This is a genomic window from Ruegeria sp. AL11, from assembly GCF_056540865.1.
In genome coordinates this window covers 1-20,072 of record NZ_JBQFXO010000017.1, presented here as the reverse complement: position 1 = coordinate 20,072, position 20,072 = coordinate 1, and the positions used below count along the sequence as shown (strand labels likewise).

The 20,072-nt window shown below is 59.2% G+C and carries 16 protein-coding genes, 1 other RNA gene and 1 riboswitch; of the genes, 8 read left to right on the top strand and 9 right to left on the bottom strand.

Translation table 11 applies throughout. The annotated features are described in order from the left end of the window. Nucleotides 1-47 precede the first annotated feature (47 nt). On the top strand, nucleotides 48-1,403 hold the full coding sequence (gene hemN / locus ACR0IP_RS21910) for an oxygen-independent coproporphyrinogen III oxidase (protein WP_480527972.1): 1,356 nt from the start codon (nucleotides 48-50) through the stop codon (nucleotides 1,401-1,403). A 214-nt stretch (nucleotides 1,404-1,617) separates the two neighbouring features. Continuing rightward, on the top strand, nucleotides 1,618-3,546 hold the full coding sequence (locus ACR0IP_RS21905; RefSeq protein WP_480527970.1) for an elongation factor G: 1,929 nt from the start codon (nucleotides 1,618-1,620) through the stop codon (nucleotides 3,544-3,546). Nucleotides 3,547-3,565: 19 nt separating this feature from the next. On the opposite strand, the gene ACR0IP_RS21900 is transcribed toward ACR0IP_RS21905, so the two are convergent. The 5 genes from ACR0IP_RS21900 to ACR0IP_RS21880 form a co-directional block, all read right to left on the bottom strand. Beyond that, entirely contained in the window at nucleotides 3,566-5,143 is a 1,578-nt protein-coding gene (locus ACR0IP_RS21900; RefSeq protein WP_480527968.1) for an ABC transporter ATP-binding protein, read from the bottom strand. Beyond that, nucleotides 5,140-6,246, bottom strand: coding sequence for an ABC transporter permease (locus tag ACR0IP_RS21895; RefSeq protein ID WP_170661509.1), 1,107 nt, complete (start codon nucleotides 6,244-6,246; stop codon nucleotides 5,140-5,142). Before ACR0IP_RS21895 ends, ACR0IP_RS21900 begins: the two co-directional genes overlap by 4 nt. Continuing rightward, the gene (locus ACR0IP_RS21890) at nucleotides 6,247-7,341 is read right to left on the bottom strand and encodes a microcin C ABC transporter permease YejB (protein WP_170375427.1); all 1,095 of its coding nucleotides are present in this window, start codon (nucleotides 7,339-7,341) and stop codon (nucleotides 6,247-6,249) included. Nucleotide 7,342: 1 nt separating this feature from the next. Then, a complete protein-coding gene (locus ACR0IP_RS21885) occupies nucleotides 7,343-9,250 on the bottom strand; it encodes an extracellular solute-binding protein (protein WP_480527966.1) in 1,908 nt (635 codons plus the stop codon). Nucleotides 9,251-9,421: 171 nt separating this feature from the next. After that, on the bottom strand, nucleotides 9,422-9,937 hold the full coding sequence (locus ACR0IP_RS21880) for a c-type cytochrome (RefSeq protein WP_170471271.1): 516 nt from the start codon (nucleotides 9,935-9,937) through the stop codon (nucleotides 9,422-9,424). Nucleotides 9,938-10,057: 120 nt separating this feature from the next. Between ACR0IP_RS21880 and ACR0IP_RS21875 the strand changes: the two genes are divergently transcribed. After that, on the top strand, nucleotides 10,058-10,891 hold the full coding sequence (locus tag ACR0IP_RS21875; protein ID WP_480527964.1) for a prephenate dehydratase: 834 nt from the start codon (nucleotides 10,058-10,060) through the stop codon (nucleotides 10,889-10,891). Between the two features lie 25 nt (nucleotides 10,892-10,916). Here ACR0IP_RS21875 and ACR0IP_RS21870 read toward each other — a convergent pair whose 3' ends face one another. Together ACR0IP_RS21870 and nudC are read right to left on the bottom strand one after the other, a co-directional pair. After that, nucleotides 10,917-11,384 (bottom strand): SRPBCC family protein, encoded by a 468-nt coding sequence (locus tag ACR0IP_RS21870; RefSeq protein WP_480527962.1) that lies wholly within the window; start codon nucleotides 11,382-11,384, stop codon nucleotides 10,917-10,919. 39 nt (nucleotides 11,385-11,423) lie between these two features. Beyond that, nucleotides 11,424-12,407, bottom strand: coding sequence for an NAD(+) diphosphatase (nudC, locus tag ACR0IP_RS21865; protein WP_170661513.1), 984 nt, complete (start codon nucleotides 12,405-12,407; stop codon nucleotides 11,424-11,426). A 185-nt stretch (nucleotides 12,408-12,592) separates the two neighbouring features. Here nudC and ACR0IP_RS21860 point away from each other — a divergent pair, with 185 nt between their 5' ends. The 3 genes from ACR0IP_RS21860 to rsgA all read left to right on the top strand — a co-directional run bounded on the left by ACR0IP_RS21860 (nucleotide 12,593) and on the right by rsgA (nucleotide 15,764). Continuing rightward, nucleotides 12,593-14,440, top strand: coding sequence for a bifunctional 2',3'-cyclic-nucleotide 2'-phosphodiesterase/3'-nucleotidase (locus tag ACR0IP_RS21860; protein ID WP_480527960.1), 1,848 nt, complete (start codon nucleotides 12,593-12,595; stop codon nucleotides 14,438-14,440). Between the two features lie 39 nt (nucleotides 14,441-14,479). Next, nucleotides 14,480-14,578, top strand: an RNA gene (gene ffs / locus ACR0IP_RS21855) — signal recognition particle sRNA small type. Between the two features lie 157 nt (nucleotides 14,579-14,735). Continuing rightward, on the top strand, nucleotides 14,736-15,764 hold the full coding sequence (rsgA, locus tag ACR0IP_RS21850; protein WP_480527958.1) for a ribosome small subunit-dependent GTPase A: 1,029 nt from the start codon (nucleotides 14,736-14,738) through the stop codon (nucleotides 15,762-15,764). 43 nt (nucleotides 15,765-15,807) lie between these two features. Here rsgA and ACR0IP_RS21845 read toward each other — a convergent pair whose 3' ends face one another. Next, the gene (locus tag ACR0IP_RS21845) at nucleotides 15,808-16,665 is read right to left on the bottom strand and encodes an alpha/beta hydrolase family protein (protein WP_480527956.1); all 858 of its coding nucleotides are present in this window, start codon (nucleotides 16,663-16,665) and stop codon (nucleotides 15,808-15,810) included. 160 nt (nucleotides 16,666-16,825) lie between these two features. Beyond that, nucleotides 16,826-17,045: riboswitch (cobalamin riboswitch) on the top strand. An 88-nt stretch (nucleotides 17,046-17,133) separates the two neighbouring features. Here ACR0IP_RS21845 and ACR0IP_RS21840 point away from each other — a divergent pair. After that, nucleotides 17,134-17,541 carry a hypothetical protein gene (locus ACR0IP_RS21840; RefSeq protein ID WP_480527954.1) on the top strand — a complete coding sequence of 136 codons (408 nt, stop codon included), beginning with the start codon at nucleotides 17,134-17,136 and terminating at the stop codon, nucleotides 17,539-17,541. On the opposite strand, the gene ACR0IP_RS21835 is transcribed toward ACR0IP_RS21840, so the two are convergent. Beyond that, nucleotides 17,538-18,041 carry a phosphatase domain-containing protein gene (locus ACR0IP_RS21835; RefSeq protein ID WP_170642670.1) on the bottom strand — a complete coding sequence of 168 codons (504 nt, stop codon included), beginning with the start codon at nucleotides 18,039-18,041 and terminating at the stop codon, nucleotides 17,538-17,540. The two genes, ACR0IP_RS21840 and ACR0IP_RS21835, sit on opposite strands and share 4 nt — an antisense overlap. Nucleotides 18,042-18,210: 169 nt before the next feature. On the opposite strand from ACR0IP_RS21835, the gene ACR0IP_RS21830 reads away from it, so the two are divergent. Further along, nucleotides 18,211-19,968 carry a DNA polymerase III subunit gamma/tau gene (locus ACR0IP_RS21830; RefSeq protein ID WP_480527952.1) on the top strand — a complete coding sequence of 586 codons (1,758 nt, stop codon included), beginning with the start codon at nucleotides 18,211-18,213 and terminating at the stop codon, nucleotides 19,966-19,968. Nucleotides 19,969-20,072 lie beyond the last annotated feature (104 nt).

Below are 20,072 nucleotides of genomic sequence, written 5' to 3'. Positions count from 1 at the left end.
GATCTCTATCAAAGCAACCAAGACTTGGGTCCCTTAAAGGTATCTCCATGATAGATAAATCACAATTGGCAAGGCTTGGACTTTTTGACGCGAAGGTGCCTCGCTACACCAGCTACCCGACCGCCCCCCATTTCAGCAATGACGTGGGGGCTGATCTTTTTGGTGACTGGATCGCCCGGATTAAACCCGGCAGCGCCATTTCGCTTTATGTCCATGTCCCCTTCTGTCGGCGTCTATGCTGGTTCTGCGCCTGCCGCACGCAAGGCACGCAAACCGACAGCCCCGTGGTCGCCTATGTCGACGTGCTGAAGGCCGAGCTGGACCTATTGGCTGCGCGCCTGCCCGAGGGGGTGGTTCTATCCCGCCTGCATTGGGGCGGCGGCACCCCAACCCTGCTGAATGCCGACCTGATGCGCGATCTGGCGCGCTACATTCTGGATATCGTGCCGCTGGGACCGGATGCCGAGTTCTCGGTCGAGATCGACCCGAATGAGATTGACGAAGCGCGTCTGGATGTCCTCGCAGACGCGGGCATGAACCGCGCCTCGATCGGGGTGCAGGATTTCGATGATGAGATCCAGAAAACCATCGGGCGCATCCAAAGCTACGATACCACGCGGGATGCGGTGGATATGATCCGCGCGCGCGGGATCACCAGCCTGAATGCCGATATCCTGTTTGGCCTGCCGCATCAGACCAAGGCGCGGATGACTGAAAGCGTGCAGAAGCTTCTGTCGCTCAGCCCGGATCGCGTCGCGCTTTATGGCTATGCCCATGTGCCGTGGATGGCGAAACGGCAGCAACTGATCCCGTCCGAGGCTTTGCCAACACCCGAGCAGCGTCTGGATCTTTTCGACACCGCCCGCCGCCTGTTCATGTGGGACAATTACGCCGAAATCGGAATCGACCACTTTGCGACGCAACAAGACGGGCTGACCAAAGCATTGAAAGCGGGCCAACTGAAACGCAACTTCCAGGGCTATACGGACGATCAGGCCGAGGTTCTGATCGGCGTCGGAGCAAGCTCGATCTCGCGCTTTCCTCAGGGCTACGCACAGAACAACCCCGCGACCTCGGCCCATACCAAGGCAATTTGTGAAGGTCAGTTCTCGACCTCGCGTGGGCATTTGTTCAAGGGACAGGACGTGTTGCGCGCCCGCTTGATCGAAGCGTTGATGTGCGATTTCCGGGTCGACTCGGCCGAGATTCTGCGCAGCCATGATGTATCCATCGCAGAGCTGAACAAGATGTATGCTGAGGTAAACGCAAGATTTGACGGCCTGCTGCGCGTCACCGATGACGGGCTGTTTATCCCGCCCGAGGCGCGTGCTCTGACCCGGATGATCGCCCGCAGTTTCGATGCCTATGACCTGAGCAAAGCCGGACATAGCTCTGCGATCTAACCTCGGGCAAGCGGCCCGGTTTTCGGCAGACCCAAGCCGATCCCGAACGGGGGCTTGACGCAAGGCTGGTGTTTTCTCCACACTCGGGGCGTGGGTCTTCGATCAGGTCCACAGCCCGAGGCAGGCAAATCCGCAGACAAACCATGCCAACGCATTTGCGCAAGGCAGCCCCTTTCGTGCAGCCACTCTGCAACCTGAAAGAGGGACAGCACATATGCGCGTTTTCACCGTCCTAGGCCCCAGTCAATCGGGCAAATCCACTCTGGTCGAGGCCATCAGCCGCCTCGACGGGCGCCCGACAACATTCGACATCTCCGGAACCGTGCATTTGCACGGTTTTTCTTATTTGGACGAACCGTGGTGCGCGGTTGACGTGGATGGCGGCGGCGATGCGCTGGCCTATGTTGGACCAGCTATGGCGATCTCGGACGCCGCCGTGGTTGTCGTCCCGCCAGACCCCGATGCCGCCGTTCTATGCGCGCCGTACCTGCGGCTGGTGGAAGAGGCGGGCATCCCTTGCTTTCTATTCATCAACCGAATGGACAACCCCAACGGCCGTATCCGTGACATCATCGCGGCCCTGCAGACCTATTGCACCCATCACATCGCCTTGCGGCAGGTCCCGATCCGTGACGGCGATACAATCATAGGCGCGGTCGATCTGATCTCGGAACGCGCTTGGAAGTATCAGGAGGGCCAGCCCTCGGCCTTGATCGAACTGCCTCAATCCGTCGAGGACCGTGAACAGGAAGCCCGCACTGAATTGTTGGAAACGCTGTCGGATTTCGACGACCATCTGCTGGAGCAGCTTATAGAGGACAAGCAGCCCCCCAGCGCCGAGATTTACGATCTGGCCGCTCAGGTTCTGCAAAATCATCAGCTGATTCCGGCCTGCCTGGGGGCTGCGCAACATGGCAATGGGCTCACACGCTTGATGAAAGCCCTGCGGCACGAAGCGCCCGAGTTCGATATCGCCGCTGGGCGGGATGAGGCCGCGGACAATGCGCGCGCGATTGCGGGCTTTGCCGATGTGAAGAAACATATCGGCAAGATCACCGTGCTGCGCGGGTTGGGCGATGGCGTCAAAGCGCATGAGGCTTTGGGAGGCGAAACGGTCGGCAATTTGACGAGCCTCGACGCCAAAACACAGATCGGCGCGTTGGAGGCCGGGCAAATCGGTCTTGCGGTCAAATCTGATCATCTCAACCCGGGATACATCTATGACAGCCGGTCGGCTACACCGCTTCCGGATTGGGCGTCTTCGCATCCGGTTGCGCACCGGCAGGTCGTCTCACCCGCGCATGAGCGCGACGACGTGCGCCTATCAAACGCTCTGAGCCGTTTGGTCGAGATCGACCCGGGGCTGCATATGGAGCAAGACGAGCTGAGCGGTCATTCCGTACTGGGTTCGCAGGGTCCGCAACATATGCGGCGCGTGACGGCCAAGCTATTGGAGGATTTCGGCATCGAGATCGAAACCGACCCCGTCGAGACCGCCTATCGCGAAACCATCCGTACGCCGGTCGAACATCGCCACCGTCATCGCAAGCAATCGGGCGGCGCCGGACAATTCGCCGACGTTGTGATCTCGGTCGCGCCTCTACCCCGTGGCTCGGGCTTTCAATTCGAAGAGGTTGTGAAGGGCGGCGCGGTACCGAAGAACTACATCCCATCCGTGGAGCACGGGGCCAAAGACGCGTTAGTACAAGGCCCCGAAGGCTTCCCGGTCGTGGATGTCAAAATCACCCTCAGCGACGGCAAACACCACAATGTCGATAGTTCGGACTACGCGTTCCGGACGGCGGGCAAGAATGCGGTGCGCGAGGCGTTGCCGCAGGCCAAGCCCGTGGTGCTACAGCCGATTCTCACGGCCGAGATTCATCTGCCGTCAGATTTCGTCGGCGATCTGGTCCCTACGATCAGTTCTCTGCAAGGTCAGGTTTTGGGGTTCGAAGGCAATCCCAATGCCTCCGGTTGGGAAATCTTCAACGCCCAACTTCCTGCCGTAGCGCAGGATGAGCTTCACCGAACCCTCGCCAGTGCCACGCGGGGAACGGGGTGGGTCAATCTGAGCTTCGATCACTATGAAGAGTTGCGCGGACCGGTCCCCAAATCCGCCGATCGCGAGAAAGCCAGCGCTTAAGGGAAACGCGAGGCGGGCTTTAGCCCGCCGCCGCAATCAGTTCACGGGTGTAATCTGTTTGCGCATTTTCAAACAGATCCTCGGATGCGCCCATTTCGACCACGTCGCCGTTGCGCATGACGATGACCTTGTGGGACATCGCCCGCACAACTTTCAGGTCGTGGCTGATGAACAGATACGCCAAACCGTATTTCCGCTGCAGATCGCGCAGAAGATCAACGATTTGAACCTGCACCGTCATGTCCAACGCGCTTGTCGGCTCATCCAAAACCAGTAGTTTCGGACGCAGCACCATGGCCCGCGCAATTGCAATCCGCTGACGCTGCCCGCCCGAAAACTCATGCGGGTAGCGATCCATTGAGGCCGGGTCCAAGCCCACCTCTGTCATCACTTCGGCCACCAGCTCGCGCGGGGCGCGATGCGGGTCGACATTGTGAATGGACAGCCCCTCAGCGATGATCTGCTGGCATGTCATACGTGGGCTCAGGCTGCCGAACGGGTCCTGGAACACAATCTGCATGTCCTTGCGCAGACGCCGCAACTCTCGCGTGGACCAGCGGCGAACATCCTGATCGCGGAAGGTGATCCCACCCTCGGACGCGATCAACCGCATGATGGCCAGCGCCATCGTCGTCTTGCCCGAGCCGCTTTCTCCGACGATGCCAAGGGTTTCCCCGGCCCGGACGCTGAACGTCGCATCGTTGACGGCCTTCACATAACCGACCGTGCGTTTCAGAAAGCCGCGCTGAATAGGGAACCAAACCTTCAGATGGTCGGTCCGGGCGACCTCTTCCGCGTCTGCAGCGACTGGATCGGGGTGCCCCGAAGGCTCGGCCTCCAGCAGTTTGCGCGTGTAGGGATGCTGTGGGTTGTTGAAAATCTCAGCCGTGATTCCGGTTTCGACAATCTCACCGTCTTTCATCACGCAGACCCGGTCGGCGATCCGACGCACGATGCCAAGGTCATGGGTGATGAACAGCATCCCCATGTTCTCGGATTTTTGCAGCTCGGCCAATAGTTCGAGAATTTGCGCTTGAATGGTCACATCTAAGGCGGTCGTTGGTTCATCCGCGATCAGAACATCCGGTTTGTTGGCCAGCGCCATGGCAATCATCACACGCTGTCGCTGCCCGCCCGAAAGCTGGTGCGGATAGCTATCCAGACGATCATCGGGGTCGCGAATGCCAACCTTGTTCAGCAACTCCACAATTCTGTCGCGCGCGGCATCCCCGGCCAGGCCCTGATGCAACGCCAGCGATTCCGCCATCTGCTTCTGGATCGTGTGCAGCGGGTTAAGCGAGGTCATCGGCTCCTGAAAGATGAAGCTGATATCATTGCCGCGCACCTCCATCAGCTTGTCCTCGGACGCCCCGATCATCTCGGCCCCGTCATATTTGACCGAGCCTTCGACCATGGCGCTATCGCCCAGCAGCGACACGGTCGACAATGCCGTCACCGACTTGCCCGAGCCGGACTCACCCACCAGGGCAACCGTCTCCCCCCGATCCACGGTGAAAGAGACGCCTTTGACCGCAGCTGATACCTCTCCGTCCTGGCGGAATGAGACCTTGAGGTTGTTTACATCCAAAAGGCTCATGAGAAGGTCTTTCTGGGATCAAATGCATCGCGGACGCCTTCGAAAATGAAGACAAGCAGCGACAGCATGATAGCGAAGGTAAAGAAAGCGGTGAAGGCCAGCCACGGGGCCTGCAGGTTCTGTTTGGCCTGCAAGGTCAGCTCACCTAGCGACGGCGCCGAAGAGGGCAAACCGAAACCAAGGAAATCCAATGAAGCCAGCCCGCCGATTGTACCGGTCACGATGAAAGGCATGAAAGTCAGCGTCGCAACCATCGCATTTGGCAGCATGTGGCGGAACATGATCGTCATGTTGCCCACTCCCAGCGCCCGCGCGGCGCGGACGTATTCCAGATTGCGTGCCCGTAGGAACTCGGCCCTTACAACGCTGACCAAGCCGGTCCAGCTGAACAGGATCATCAGGATCACCAGAAGCCAGAAACTTCGGCCGAGAATGGCGAACATAATGATGATGACGTAAAGAGACGGGGTCGCGGACCATATCTCGATGACCCGTTGAAATGTAAGATCGAGCCAACCGCCAAAGAAGCCCTGTATGGCCCCGGCGAAAATACCGATCAGGCTGGCTACGCCGGTCACCATCAACGTGAATAGGATCGACAGGCGGAAACCATAAATCACCCTCGCCAGCACATCCCGTTTGGTATCATCCGTTCCCAGCAGGTTCTGACCATTCGGCGGCAAGGGGGCCGCACCGGGGCGATCAACACTGGTGTTGTAGGAATAGGGGATCAGCGGCCAGATGGCCCAGCCGCGCTCGAACCCTTCGGCCTGATATGTCCCTGCCTCGATCTGCTCGATTATACCTTCTGGGTCGTCGAAACAGTCCTCAAGCCCGCCACTGTCGATCAGGCAGCGGACTTCGGGGTCGCGATAGATCGCCTCGGTCTGGAAATCGCCGCCAAATTCAGTTTCGGGATAGAAGTTAAAAATCGGCGTGTAGAATTGACCACGGTATTGCACGAGGATCGGTTTATCATTGGCAATGAACTCGGCGAATAGGGACAGGCCGAACAGCACCGAGAAGATGATCAGCGACCAGAAAGCCCGGCCATTGCGGCGGAAATTGCGCCAACGCCGTTGATTGAGAGGGGAAAGCGCCATTTACCCCTCCCTCTTCTCAAAATCGATGCGTGGGTCGACCAGCACATACATCAGGTCGCTGATGATACCTACAACCAGCCCCATCAGACCAAAGATGAACAGAGTGCCAAAGATCACCGGATAGTCCCGCGCCACGGCGGCCTCGAACCCGAGGCGACCCAGACCATCCAGAGAGAAGATCGTCTCGATAATAATTGACCCGCCGAAGAAGACACCGATGAAAACTGCCGGAAAGCCCGCAATCACGATCAGCATAGCGTTGCGGAAGACGTGACCATAGAGGACCCTACGTTCCCCCAATCCCTTGGCACGGGCGGTCATGACATATTGCTTCTTGATCTCATCCAGAAACGAGTTCTTGGTCAGCAGCGTCAGCGTCGCAAAGGCCGAAATGGTCAAGGCAATGATCGGCAGCGCGATATGCCAGAAATAGTCGGCGATCTTGCCCAAAAGGCTGAGGCTGTCCCAATTGTCCGAGGTCAGCCCTCGCAGCGGGAAGATCTGCCAGTAGGATCCACCGGCAAACAGCACCAGCAGCAGGATGGCAAATAGGAAACCGGGGATCGCGTAGGCCACGATAATAGCGCCGCTCGTCACCGTATCGAACCGCGACCCGTCCTTTACGGCTTTGCGGATGCCCAACGGGATAGAGACCAGATAGGCGATCAAGGTCGACCACAGGCCAAGCGAGATGGACACAGGCATCTTTTCCAACACCAAATCAATCACGCTGATCGACCGGAAATAGCTCTCGCCAAAATCGAGCGTTAGGTAGTTGCCCATCATTCCAAGAAAACGCTCAAGCGGCGGCTTGTCGAAACCAAATTCCTTTTCCAATTCGGCAATGAACTCCGGAGGTAGGCCGCGCGCACCCACATATTTGTCGTCGAATACACCGCCTGCAGGCTCGGACCCTGCACCGGCGTCTCCACCCCCAGCGAAGCCCGCGAAGACATCGCCCTGTCCTTCGATCTGAGCGATGATTTGTTCAACGGGTCCACCCGGAACAAACTGCACAAGCGTGAAGTTGACGACCATTATGCCCAGCAAGGTCGGAATGACCAAAAGCAGGCGTCTTAGAATATAGGCGCCCATTTTACCGCAGCGCGCCTTTTGCCTTCAAATCGGCTTCTTTCTCGGGGTTGATCCACCAAAGGTCCAAATGACCCAATGAATAGGGTGGCAGGTTTTCAGGGTATTCGTACATGTCGTAGTAGGCTGTCCAGTAGTCCGCGATGTATCCCACGGGGATCACGAAAAACTCATACCTCAGGGCACGATCCAAAGCCATAAGTGCTGCGTCCTGATCAGCCTGATTGTCGGTTTCAAAAGACGCTTCAATAATCGCGTCGACCAACGGGCTTGCCAGGCCAGCGGGATTAAACAGGCTAAAGGCTGCCTCTTCGGACCCATACATCTGGCTCAATCCGCCGCCGGTCGACAGGAACGAACCATACCGCGTGGAATAGACCATGTCGTAGTCGCGCTCTCGGCTACGCAATGTATATTGTGCCGGATCAACCTTTTCAGCAGATGCATCTACACCCAGTGCCTGAAGATTCTGAACATAGGTTTCGATCATCGTCGCCGTCGATGTCGGCAAGTTCGAAGGGTATGGGATATTCACCTTCAGTGTTTGCCCTTCGGTATTGCGACGCACGTTGCCTTCGCCCACGGGCCAGCCCGCCTCGTCCAGCATCTTCGACGCTTTGCGCAGGTTGCGCCGGTCGTTCAGGCGCGCTGGGTTGGATTCATGAGCGACAACGACATCCTCGGATATAAAATCGGCTGGGACGACATCGCCAAGCGTTTCCAAGAAGGCCAGCTCTGGGCCCGCTGGGGCGCCCTGCGCTTCAAGCGGTGTGCCTTGCACAAAAGAGTTGCGAGGCGAATTCAATCCAAACAACAGGGATTCGTTTGCCCATTCGAAGTTGAATGCCAGTGCCAACGCCTTGCGGACGTTCTTATCTGCGAATTGGGGCTTGCCGAGATTGAACACAAAACCAGACGGCGTCGGCGGGCTGCCATCCATGATTTCGTCGCGCACAACCGAACCCTCTGTCAGCTTGGGGAAGTCATAGCTTGTCGCCCAGAGCTTGGGATCGCTCTCGATCCGCATCGTATATTCGCCCGCCTTGAAACCTTCGAACGCGGCAGTCTGGTCAGCAAAATATTCGACGCGAATAGTGTCAAAGTTGTTGCGGCCTACGTTGAATGGCAGGTCTTTGCCCCAATAGTCGTCGCGGCGCTTGTAGACGATACGGCGGTTGATATCGTAACTGTCCAGTTTGTATGGGCCCGACCCCACCGCCACTTCCAGACGAGGTTCATCCAGACGACGCGACTCGTCGGCTTCAAACCACGCTTTCGAGAAAACGGGCGTCGATCCTACGGTTTCGATCAAGCTACGGCGCGTGACTTCTGGGTTGAAAGTGAACCTCACGGTGTGATCATCCAGCGCCTCAGCCCCGGTGACCATACGCCCGACGGCCTGCGCGTAAGACGGCAGGCCCTGCTCGATAAACAAACGGTGGCTGTAAACAACGTCTTCAGCCGTGACCGGTGTTCCATCCCAGAACATGGCCTCAGGGCGCAAGTTGAAAATGACATAGTTGCGCCCTTCGTCGTACTCGAGGTTTTCCGCCAGAACACCGTAGTACTGACCGACGCTGTCATCCGCGCTTTCAAACAGGCGGTCATATTGGATTGTGGTTAACGCTCCGCTCCGACCCTTTCGTGAGTAAGGATTCAGCGAGTCAAAGGTTCCAGAGGCTGCCAGTGACATCTCACCGCCCTTGGGAGCGTCGGGATTGACGTAATTCAGATGCGGATAGTCCGCCGGGTAGTCCAGATTTCCAAAATAGGAGTACCCATGACTGGTTGTAACGTTTTCATCATTTGCTTGGGCGACCTCGGCTGATCCGAGCGTTACGGCGACCAACCCTAAGACCACCCCCCAATGCCGAATACTCATGTCGCGCGCAGCAGGCAGGAGGGGTTTCATATGGCTCATCCTCTGGATTGTTGTCGTCATCTATGTTTGTTCCGCCAGCTAAATCGCCAGTCCTGGCTGATTCAAGTTTAGAATGCGTGAACGCTTTGTGAAGATTTTCGACATAAAAAAAGCCGCTGCACAAGGCAGCGGCTTTGGGTTTTTTCACAAACGTGATGGCAATCAGTTGCCGATGGTTTGCAGATAGGCAATCAGGTCAGCGCGTTCTTGAGGCTTTTTCAGGCCGGCAAAGCTCATGGATGTACCCGAGATATATGCGTTGGGTCTTTCAACGAAGGCATCAAGCGCTTCGGGGGTCCAGTTGCCACCATGCGCCTGCATCGCCGCCGAATAGCCGGTGAAGCCTTTGGCCGACGCAACGGGCCGGTCTACAATGCCGTATAGGTAGGGTCCGGTGCCGTTCGCACCGTCTTCCAACTTGTGGCACGCAGTACATTTGCGGAAAACTCTGGCGCCCTTTTCAGGGTCCGCGGCGGCCAGCAGGTCTTCAAAGACCACCTCTTCGCCATCGGCGCTTTCACCCGAGCTTTCGGTCTCGATGATGTAGGCAGCCTGTGCATCCCCATGGCCCCCATGCGAATGGTACAGGATGTCACCACCCCATTTGGCAAGAAGCAGCACAAGGAACGTGCCAAACAGGCCCGCAGCGGCCTTGGTAACTGTCATCGTGTCGAACATTGATCGCTAGTCCATTTCAGCTGTCTGAAAAGGTGTCTAAGGCTTCCCCTTGCGAGAGGCAAGGTATAGACACCGCGACGAAACGCCCAATTTTGTAACTTGTTGCACGGGACCGACCAAATGACCAAACGCATTGCCTTTCAAGGCGAACCCGGCGCCTACAGCCACGAGGCCTGCCGCAACGCGCGCCCGGAAATGGAGGCGCTGCCCTGCCGTACTTTCGAGGATGTGATCGAATCAGTTCGGTCCGGCGCGGCTGATCTGGCGATGTTGCCGGTCGAAAACACGACCTACGGGCGGGTGGCCGATATCCACCGGCTGTTGCCGCATAGTGGTCTGCAAATCATTGATGAGGCCTTCGTGCGTGTCCACATCAACCTGCTGGCCGTGCCCGGTGCGACGCTGGACGACATCACCGAGGCGCATTCCCATTTGGTGCTGCTGCCCCAATGCGCGGGCTTCCTGCGCCAGCACGGTATTCATGGGCGGGTCAGCCCCGACAACGCCCGCGCCGCGCGCGAGGTATCCGAGGCGGGTGAAATCCATTCCGCCGCTCTGGCTAGTGAACTGGCCGGAGAGATCTACGGCCTGAACGTCTTGGCCCGCCATATCGAGGATCATGGCGACAACACCACGCGTTTTCTGGTCATGTCACCCGAGGCCGACCTGTCGCGTCGGGGCGAGCACGGCATGATCACCAGCTTTGTCTTTCAGGTCCGCAACATTCCAGCGGCGCTCTATAAGGCGATGGGTGGGTTTGCGACTAACGGGATCAACATGACCAAGCTGGAAAGCTACATGGTCGATGGCTCGTTCACGGCGACCCAGTTCTATGCCGATATCGTCGGGCATCCGGAAGACCGGAACGTGCAACTGGCGATGGAAGAGCTTGAGCATTTCACCACCAATGTGGAAATACTTGGCGTCTACCCGGCGGCCCAGCCACGCGGCTAGGCCCGCGCTTCAGGTAAATGTGAGTTTAAGCGCCATGCCTGTGGCGCTGCTCCAGTTCTCGGGCGAATTCCGCAAGGCGCATTTGGAAGCGTTTGCGAAACCGTGCTTGGCCCAGCTTCATCGACTGAATTAGCAACCGCGCAGGTAGGGACTTGGCGCTGAGTGACAAATCCACACTTAAGCGGGTCCGACGCTGAGACAGGGCCATAAAGTCAACCACTGTAACCCCGGTCATGCCCTTGCCTGTCGCCTCGAATCGCATTTGCAAGGGGTGGTCGCAATCGGTCAGCAGTACGGACATCTGGCGGGGTTTGCCGCGCAACTTGAATTCGGTCTCCCACGCCATGCCTGCGGAGGGCGCAACCCCGCCGGTGGTACGGCGCACGTCAACGCCACGGCGCATCGCCATGCGTTCGAACCGATCAAAATCGGCAACCATGTCAAAAACCGAGTGGATGGGAGCCTCGATATCTTCGCGCGCTGAAAACTGCATGTGGGCCCTTGCTGCTCGTTCTTGCTTGCCAGTGTTTCGTTAGTCCAACGTATCTGCAAGCCAGTTCTGCAGCAGAAAATGCGCAATCGCCCCCTTGCGAGCGGGCAGCAGGCGCGGATGCTCCCCCGCGAAGGCCTGCATCATCTCGGACTTGCTGACCCACATTGCCTCTTCGATTTCAACCGGGTCGATCTGAATGTCCCGAGACAAAGCCTCACCGGCACAGCCGAACATCAACGACGCCGGAAACGGCCAGGGCTGGCTGGACAGATAGGACACTGCGCCGACGGGAACGCCCGCCTCTTCCATCACCTCGCGCCGCACCGCGGATTCCAGCGTTTCGCCCGGCTCGACGAACCCTGCAAGCAACGAGAACATGCCCTCGGGCCACCCCGGTGAGCGCCCCATCAGCACGCTGTCGCCGTGGGTGATCAACATGATCACAACCGGGTCGGTGCGTGGGAAGTGTTGGCCACCACAGGCCGAACAACTGCGCTGCCATCCGGCTTGCGATACGTCGCTTGGCGCACCGCAGCGGGCGCAGAAGCGATGCGTCTCGTGCCAGCCGATCACCGCCTTGGCTGTCGCCGCAAGCTCGGCATCGCGGGCGGACAGGCGCGTCATGATCCGGCGCAGCTCGCCAAACACGTGACCCTCGGGCAGATCGGGATGCTGTTGCTCGGACGGGTCGATGAAATTGCCCAAGCTCGACAGATCCAGCCCCTCGGCCTGCCATTCAGAGATATCTGCGGCAAACATCGCCGCCCCGTCACCAGAGCAGCCAAGCAAGATCGGAGCCTCAACCACTCCACCGGGGCCATTGGCGACCAGAGGATGCGCCATGTTGACCAGACCCAACCGATCCAGAGCCTCGCCCTGCACCAGCACTTTTCCACGCCACAGCAACAAGCAGCGGGCGTTTGGATCTTGGGCCGCCTCAGCCAGCTTGTCCGCATCCCCCCGCAGATGGGCCGCACGATCAAGGCCCGAGCTGCCGAATGTCACGTTTTCTGCGTTTTTCATTGGGGTCCCCTCGGCCTTTTGCGCCTAGGGCTGCCATGTCCGCGCAGGTGTTGCAATGTCAATTCACTACTGCGGCATATCGACAGGTGCCACCGAAACACCGCATGACCGCCTCGGATTTTTCACTTATTTGTCCTCTTGGTAAATTTTCTTAGCTCTCATAGCGCAAAAGTAGACAATCAAACGTGACCGCAATCTCCCCGCGCATGAAAGACGCGCAGGACGCAGGAATGCATATCCGCATTCTGGCAACCACAGATCTGCATATGACCCTGACCGGGTTCGACTACTATGCGGACAAACCAGACCCGACCATCGGGCTGACTCGTACGGCGTCGGCGATCCGAAACGCCCGTCAACAGGTCGAGGACGGTTTGACTCTTTTGTTCGACAATGGCGACGCGCTGCAAGGAACACCGATTGGGGACTGGGCGGTGGAAAACGATGGCCCGCACCCGATGATGCAGGCCTTCAAGGCGCTGGAATATGACGCGATCGGCTTGGGCAATCATGATTTCGGGTTCGGGCTGGATGTACTTGAGCGCGTAATAACCCAAGCCCCTTGCCCGGTGATTTGCAGCAATCTGAACCATGTGAACGACCGGCAGCCTTGGCTGCGCAGTGTCGTTCTGACCCGGTCCGTTGCGCAGGAAGAAACGATCCGAATCGGCGTATTTTCAGTGCTTCCGCCTCAAACCACGATGTGGGAGGCGCATCACCTAAAAGACACGTTCATTGCCGAGGATATCTTGACCGCCGCCCGACGAACGGCTGAGGCGTTGCGCGCGCAAGGCTGTGATCTGGTCATCGCGCTGGCCCATTCGGGGTTGGAGCAATCGACGACTCAGCCGGGGCTTGAGAATGCGGTGATTCCCCTCGCCGAGATTGAGGGCATTGACGCGATTGTTGCCGGTCACACGCACCTGACACTGCCGGGCGCGGGGCATCTCGGGCTTGACGGCGTTGATGCCGAAAATGCTCTGGTCCACGGCACACCTGTGGTCATGGCCGGGTCTGCCGGATCTTTTTTGGGGGTGATGGACCTGCGCCTGACCAAGTCGCCCGAGGGGCGCTGGCAGATCACTGATCGCCACTGTGACCTAGTTGAAACAGCCGATGAGGTCGAAGACAAAGACCTGAACGAGATGTTCAAGCCCGCTCATCTGGCCACGCGCAAGATGATGGCCGAACCTGTCAGCCATACCAAGCAGAGCCTGCACAGCTATTTCAGTTTCTGCGCGCCAGATCGAGGGCTGGCCCTGGTGGCTGCGGCGCAAGCTGCGGGTTTGCGCCCGTTTCTGCACGGCAACGCCTTCGCTGGAGTTCCACTTCTGTCAGCAGTGTCTCCTTACAAATTCGGCGGCCGGGCTGGACCCCGAAACTACACGGACGTGCCTGTGGGTGAGATTTGCCTGCGTCACGTCGCTGACCTGCATGTCTTTCCCAACGAGTTGCGGGCCGTCGATATCACTGGCGCGCAACTGCGGGATTGGCTTGAGATGTCGGCGGGTGTTTTCAACCAGATCCACCCAGACGCCGAAACCGAGATAACCGATTCCCGCCGGGCGGGGCATAACTTTGACGTCGTGTTTGGCGTGACCTATCAGATCGACCTGTCCAGCCCGGCGCGGTTCGATAGCAACGGCGCCTTGACCGATCCAACCGCCCAGCGCGTACGCGACCTGTGCTTTGGCGGGCAAATAGTCCGCGACGACCAGAGCTTTGTGGTCGCCCTCAACAACTATCGCGCCAGCGGTGGTGGGCATTTCCCTTTCGTCACAAAAGCCCGGGCCATTCCTCTGCCGTCCAGGGATATCAAAGAGATACTGCGGGACTACCTGTCAGATCGACTGCTCGCAGACCCTCTGGATCAGGCTCCTTACCCATTCTCCTTAGCCCCGCTTTATGGAACGCACACGATCCTAAGAACCGGCAGCGGAGCATTGAAGTATTTGCCCGAGCTAAACGAGTACTCCCCGGAATTGCTGGGGCCTGATACCGATGGCTTTGAAAGGATACGACTGACTTTGTGACGGGTTGTCATTTTCACATCGTTTCCCTATACCAGGCCCTGAGAGGTTGGCGCGGGCGAGCGCCTCGCCAACCTGGTCAGGTCCGGAAGGAAGCAGCCACAACGAGCCCCGCTTGGGTCGATGTCCAACCTCTCACTTTATAGAAACCATCAGCCGCAGGAGGGCTTCGTGATTGTAGTAAACACCCTTCGGGCAGATCGGTTCTAAACCCAACTCTCCGATTGCCTGAACACATCACCAACGGATGCGCGTCTGCCATCAGATGGGATTGCTATATCTGAACACAGGCAAACCAATGTCTTTTACTCTTTCGGACCTGGGATGGTCCTCTCACTTTGCTGCACAGCACACGGCGCACGCGCAGCTCACGCCTTTTCGTATCACCGCCGTTCACCGGGACCGTCTGGTCGGGATGAACGAGGCTGGTGAAGCATCTCTGTTTGCCCCTGGTCACTCTACCGGCGACTTTGCTGTCGGAGATTGGGTGCTGGCCGATGACAAGAATCGCGTTCAGCATCTGCTTGACCGGCGCAGCCTGTTGCAACGCCGTGCTGCCGGAACCGGGGCCGAGGCGCAGTTGATCGCAGCCAATGTTGACGTGCTGTTCATCGTCAGCTCGTGCAATGCGGATTTCAATGTGCCCCGGCTCGAACGGTATCTGGCACTGGCGCATCAGGCGGGCTGCTATCCTGTCGTGGTCCTGACCAAAGCAGATAGCTGCTCGGACCCAGCAGCCTACGCCAAACAGGCCGAAGCGCTGGCACCGTTTTTGACAGTCCTGACGGTCAACGCGCATGACGCGTTAGACCTGCAGCAGGTTCTGGCATGGTGTCCGACAGGTCAGACAGCGGCTTTGGTCGGGTCATCCGGGGTTGGCAAAACAACGCTCGCCAACGGAATGACCGGGCAGGATCAGGCAACAGCCGCAATCCGAGAGGATGACGCCCGCGGCCGTCACACCACGACGTCTCGTGCCTTGCGTCCGATGCAAAACGGCGGTTGGCTGGTCGACACTCCCGGCATGCGCGCCTTGCGCCTGCTGGATGCGCAGGACGGGGTGGACGAGGTGTTCTCGGACATTCTGGAGCTGGCCCAAGCCTGCCGGTTCTCGGATTGCCAGCATGAGGCCGAGCCCGGTTGCGCCGTGCAGGCCGCGATTGAGGTCGGCACGCTGGATGCAGATCGGCTGGACCGCTGGCGCAAGCTGCGGCGCGAGGATCAGCGCAACTCCGAGACCGTGGCCGAGGCGCGGGCACGCGACAAGGCTTTCGGCAAGATGGTCCGATCCGCGATGCACGGAAAATCCGCGCGGCGCGGCGATTGAAACACGGGCTGAAACAGGGGCGCCGGTCCACCGGCGCCCCCCATCAAGCGATCAATCGAGGCCAGAGCGCCGCATTGCGGCGGGCAAACACACCGATATGGCCGATTTCCGGAACGTCAAACTCTTCTGGTGACAGCAGGTTACGGCGCGCCTTTGGCCCGTAAAGTTCAGCCAACCGCCAAACGGCAGCTTCTGGGACCATCTCGTCATCCGTGAAGGCGAACAGGTCGACGGGAGTGTCCGCATCTTGCCATGTGGCATGCGGCAGGGTGTCTCCCATCTCGGGCAGGTAGCTGTGCGGCGCGGTGCACCACTTGCGCCACTGCCAATAGACCGCAGGCGGCAGGTCCGACCCGAACCCCAGAGCCTTGCCGGGCAAGTAGCCCAAACCGCGCACGACCAGAGGCACGTGCCCGTACCAGAATAACCCTGCCAAAGCGCGGTACGGCCAAGGATGATCGCGTAGTGTCACAAGGCCGGAACAGACGCAGATCATGCGATCAATCTTGTCGATATCCGGCTGTACCGGTCCCAACATCCCTCCAAGCGAATGGCCAATCGACCAATGCTGCGCCAGCGGGAACCGTCGGCGCATCTCGGCCCGCGCGGCGGGCATGTCCTGCAACGCCCAATCGGCCATCGAAATCTTCGACCAACGCTGTGGGCCCGATTTCGAATGCCCGAATTCCCGGTAGTCGTAGATCAGACAGGCGATATCACGATCCGAGGCCAACCATTGTGCGAAATGCTTGTAGTAGTCTCGCGGAACCCCTGTCGCGCTGTTGACCACCACTACGGTTTCGGGCTGCGCCACGGGCCGGTAGATCCGCCCGGACAGGGCACCATCCCCCACCGGGATCTGAACATCTTCGATCAGCACTGTTTGGTTTGCATCCAACATGGGCATCCTCGGTGGAAAACTGAACTGATGAGTTCACATTGCAACTTGACCCCAGACAGCCCATGCAAGTCAACTGCGATCCCGCTTGACCACGCGTCCACTTTGCGGATCGTCTTTCCGCAGCGCAGAAAGTTCAACTTGACTCAGAATGGTTATGAACGCTAGCGATGGTTCGATGGTTCCCGGCTTTCACAAGAAGTCGGGATGAAAAGGGAACACGGTGCGGTTTTCCCCGGCTTGCTCGGGACGAACCAAATCCGCGACTGCCCCCGCAACTGTAAGCGGTGAGCGATGTCGAAGAGCCACTGGCCGAAAGGCCGGGAAGGTCGGCAAAGCGATGACCCGCAAGTCAGGAGACCTGCCATCGTCAACATAACCCAAACTCGGGCGGGGTGTCCGGGCAGGCCGTGACAGACCCTATCTGCCCCACCTGATCCCAGCCCCTGTCCACCGCGCGGAGGGCGCAGGATGATCTGGAAGACGAAGACACATAGGTTCTCAGCAACCATCTGCCAACATACCGGCAAGACATGCCCTGCACTTGCACGGCTGGCGCGTTCGATGGTTGACGCGCTGGACCAAGCCGGTCCGGCGACCACATCGGATTTCGAAATAGAAGGCAGCAGCGACCTGACCCATTGCACGGACGGCTGCCACGCCCGGTTTCGGGCCAGCCAGTCTCAGGTGCGGGTCTATTGCGGAGCGGACCCTGATGTCGACAGTGAGGTCCTCGATCTCTATGCCGATTTGATGTTCGGTACCGACACGAGCAGCCTGCCTGCCGCAGCCATGACTTCCCTGCCCTGCGCCATGCTCGAGGCATCAGTGATTGCGCCACGCAAACCGGCCCCGGCGGAACTGCAACTGTCGGCTTAAGAATCCGCCAAAGCTCGGGCGGGCAAGGTGGCCCAGTGCTTCTGTGCATCGGTTTCGACTGCGCAGGGGCGCAGCTTGCGCAACCGGTCCAGTGCTTGGGTTGGAGCCTCGCCGCATTCGATCATCAACCTAAGCACCACCATGCCGGAGCGACCGCATCCGCCCTGACAATGGACAAGCACGCGCCCTCCGCCAGACAAAGCCTGACGCGCCGCGGCACTGACATCGGGCCATTGCGCATCAACCTCTGACGGTGGCACGCCGAAATCCTGAATCGGCAGATGCACCCAGCGGCTGGCGCGACCCTGAACGTCGCGGCCAAAATCGCGGGCTCCGAACTGGACCAGCTCGGCCTCGGTTGTCATCGAAAGCACGAGCCCCGGCCTCCAATCTCCAATCGTTTCAAGGTCGCCTGCATAGTCGCCGCCCTTTCCCGGCATCGACGTTAGGGCAAGTGTGCCCCCGCCCACTTGCAAAGCATGAATGACCAAATTCGTCATGACAGCATCCCCCCGGAAGCGTTGATCCTGACTCTAGGCTTGATTCACAATCTGAAGAGTGTACCCCTGACGCGCCAGTTTCCAAAACAAAATCGTTCTTCAACTCATGTGGACGCGGGCGGCGCGGGCCTCTACGCTGCGGTGACGTTCCGAATCCGCCAGAGCAGACATGACCGACTCAGACAGCCCCGCCTATCAGGTTCTCGCCCGAAAATACCGCCCGGAAACCTTTGCCGATCTGGTGGGTCAGGATGCGATGGTCCGCACGCTCAAAAACGCGTTCGAGGCGGATCGCATCGCGCAAGCCTTTGTCATGACAGGCATTCGCGGAACCGGTAAAACCACGACCGCACGGATCATTGCGAAAGGCATGAACTGCATCGGACCGGACGGAACTGGCGGACCCACGACCGAGCCTTGCGGCCAATGTGAGCACTGCGTCGCCATCATGGAAGGTCGTCATGTCGACGTCATGGAGATGGACGCCGCCAGCCGCACCGGCGTGAATGATATTCGCGAGATTATCGACAGTGTTCGCTACCGCGCAGCCTCGGCCCGCTACAAGATCTACATCATCGATGAAGTCCACATGCTGTCGACCAGCGCCTTCAACGCGCTGCTCAAGACGCTTGAAGAACCTCCCGCGCACGTGAAGTTCATCTTCGCCACAACTGAGATTCGCAAGGTTCCCGTCACGGTTCTGTCGCGCTGCCAACGCTTCGACCTACGTAGGATCGAGCCCGAGGATATGATCGGCCTGCTGCGCAAGATCGCCTCAGCTGAGAGCGCAGAGATTGCCGAGGATGCGCTGGCGCTGATCACCCGTGCTGCCGAGGGATCTGCTCGCGACGCGACCTCATTGCTGGATCAGGCGATCTCGCACGGGGCCGGAGAGACGACGGCAGATCAAGTACGCGCGATGCTGGGCCTGGCGGATCGTGGCCGGGTTCTGGATCTCATGGACATGATCCTGCGGGGCGATGCAGCTGGGGCGCTGACCGAGCTTGGTGGCCAATACGCCGAAGGGGCTGATCCACTGGCCGTGCTGCGTGATCTGGCCGAAATCACTCATTGGGTCTCTGTTGTAAAGATCACTCCGGACGCAGCCGAAGACCCTACAGTTTCCCCGGATGAACGCGCCCGGGGCCAGCAGATGGCTGAGGCCCTCCCCATGCGGGTACTGACTCGGATGTGGCAGATGCTGTTGAAAGCGCTTGAGGAAGTTTCAGCCGCCCCCAACGCCATGATGGCTGCCGAAATGGCTGTGATCCGCCTGACTCACGTGGCCGACTTACCCAGCCCGGAAGAGTTGATCAAACGGCTGCAGGATACGCCTCCGCCCCCCAACGGCGGCCCAGGCGGCGGGATGCCAATCCAAAGCAACGGCGCGGCCCCGGTTGAAGCCCGCGCCGCTACAAGCTACGCCCCTGCGCCACGCAGGTCCGGCGGCGCTCCAGTCGCCGCTTTGGCGCAAGACACGCAGACCGCATTGGCGCGATACCCGAGTTTCGAACATGTGGTCGAGCTGATCCGGAACAACCGAGACGTCAAACTTCTGGTCGAGGTCGAAAACGGCGTGCGGCTGGTCTCTTACCAGCCGGGACGGATCGAGTTCACCCCTTCAGCGCAAGCCCCGACTGATCTTGCACCACGGCTGGGATCGGCCTTGCAACGTTGGACTGGCAACAGATGGGCGGTGTCCATTGTATCGGATGGCGACGCTCCGACGATCGCCGAAATCCGCGATAAAGCGGAACTGGCTCTGAAAGAAGAGGCCTCGGCGCATCCGCTGGTTCAGGCCGTTCTGGCAAGTTTCCCCAAGGCCAAAATCACCCGTATCGAAACACCGGAACAACGCGCCGCCCAAGTCGAGACCGAAGCCCTGCCCGAGGTCGAAGATGAATGGGATCCTTTCGAAGAAGACTGACCTCTATAAAAAGCAAAACCCTCCCGCGCCCGCCACGGGCAATCGGCTAAAGCCGATCACCCTGAGCGGCCTTGGGCCCGGCAGCGCTCGGGCTTTGCACGAGC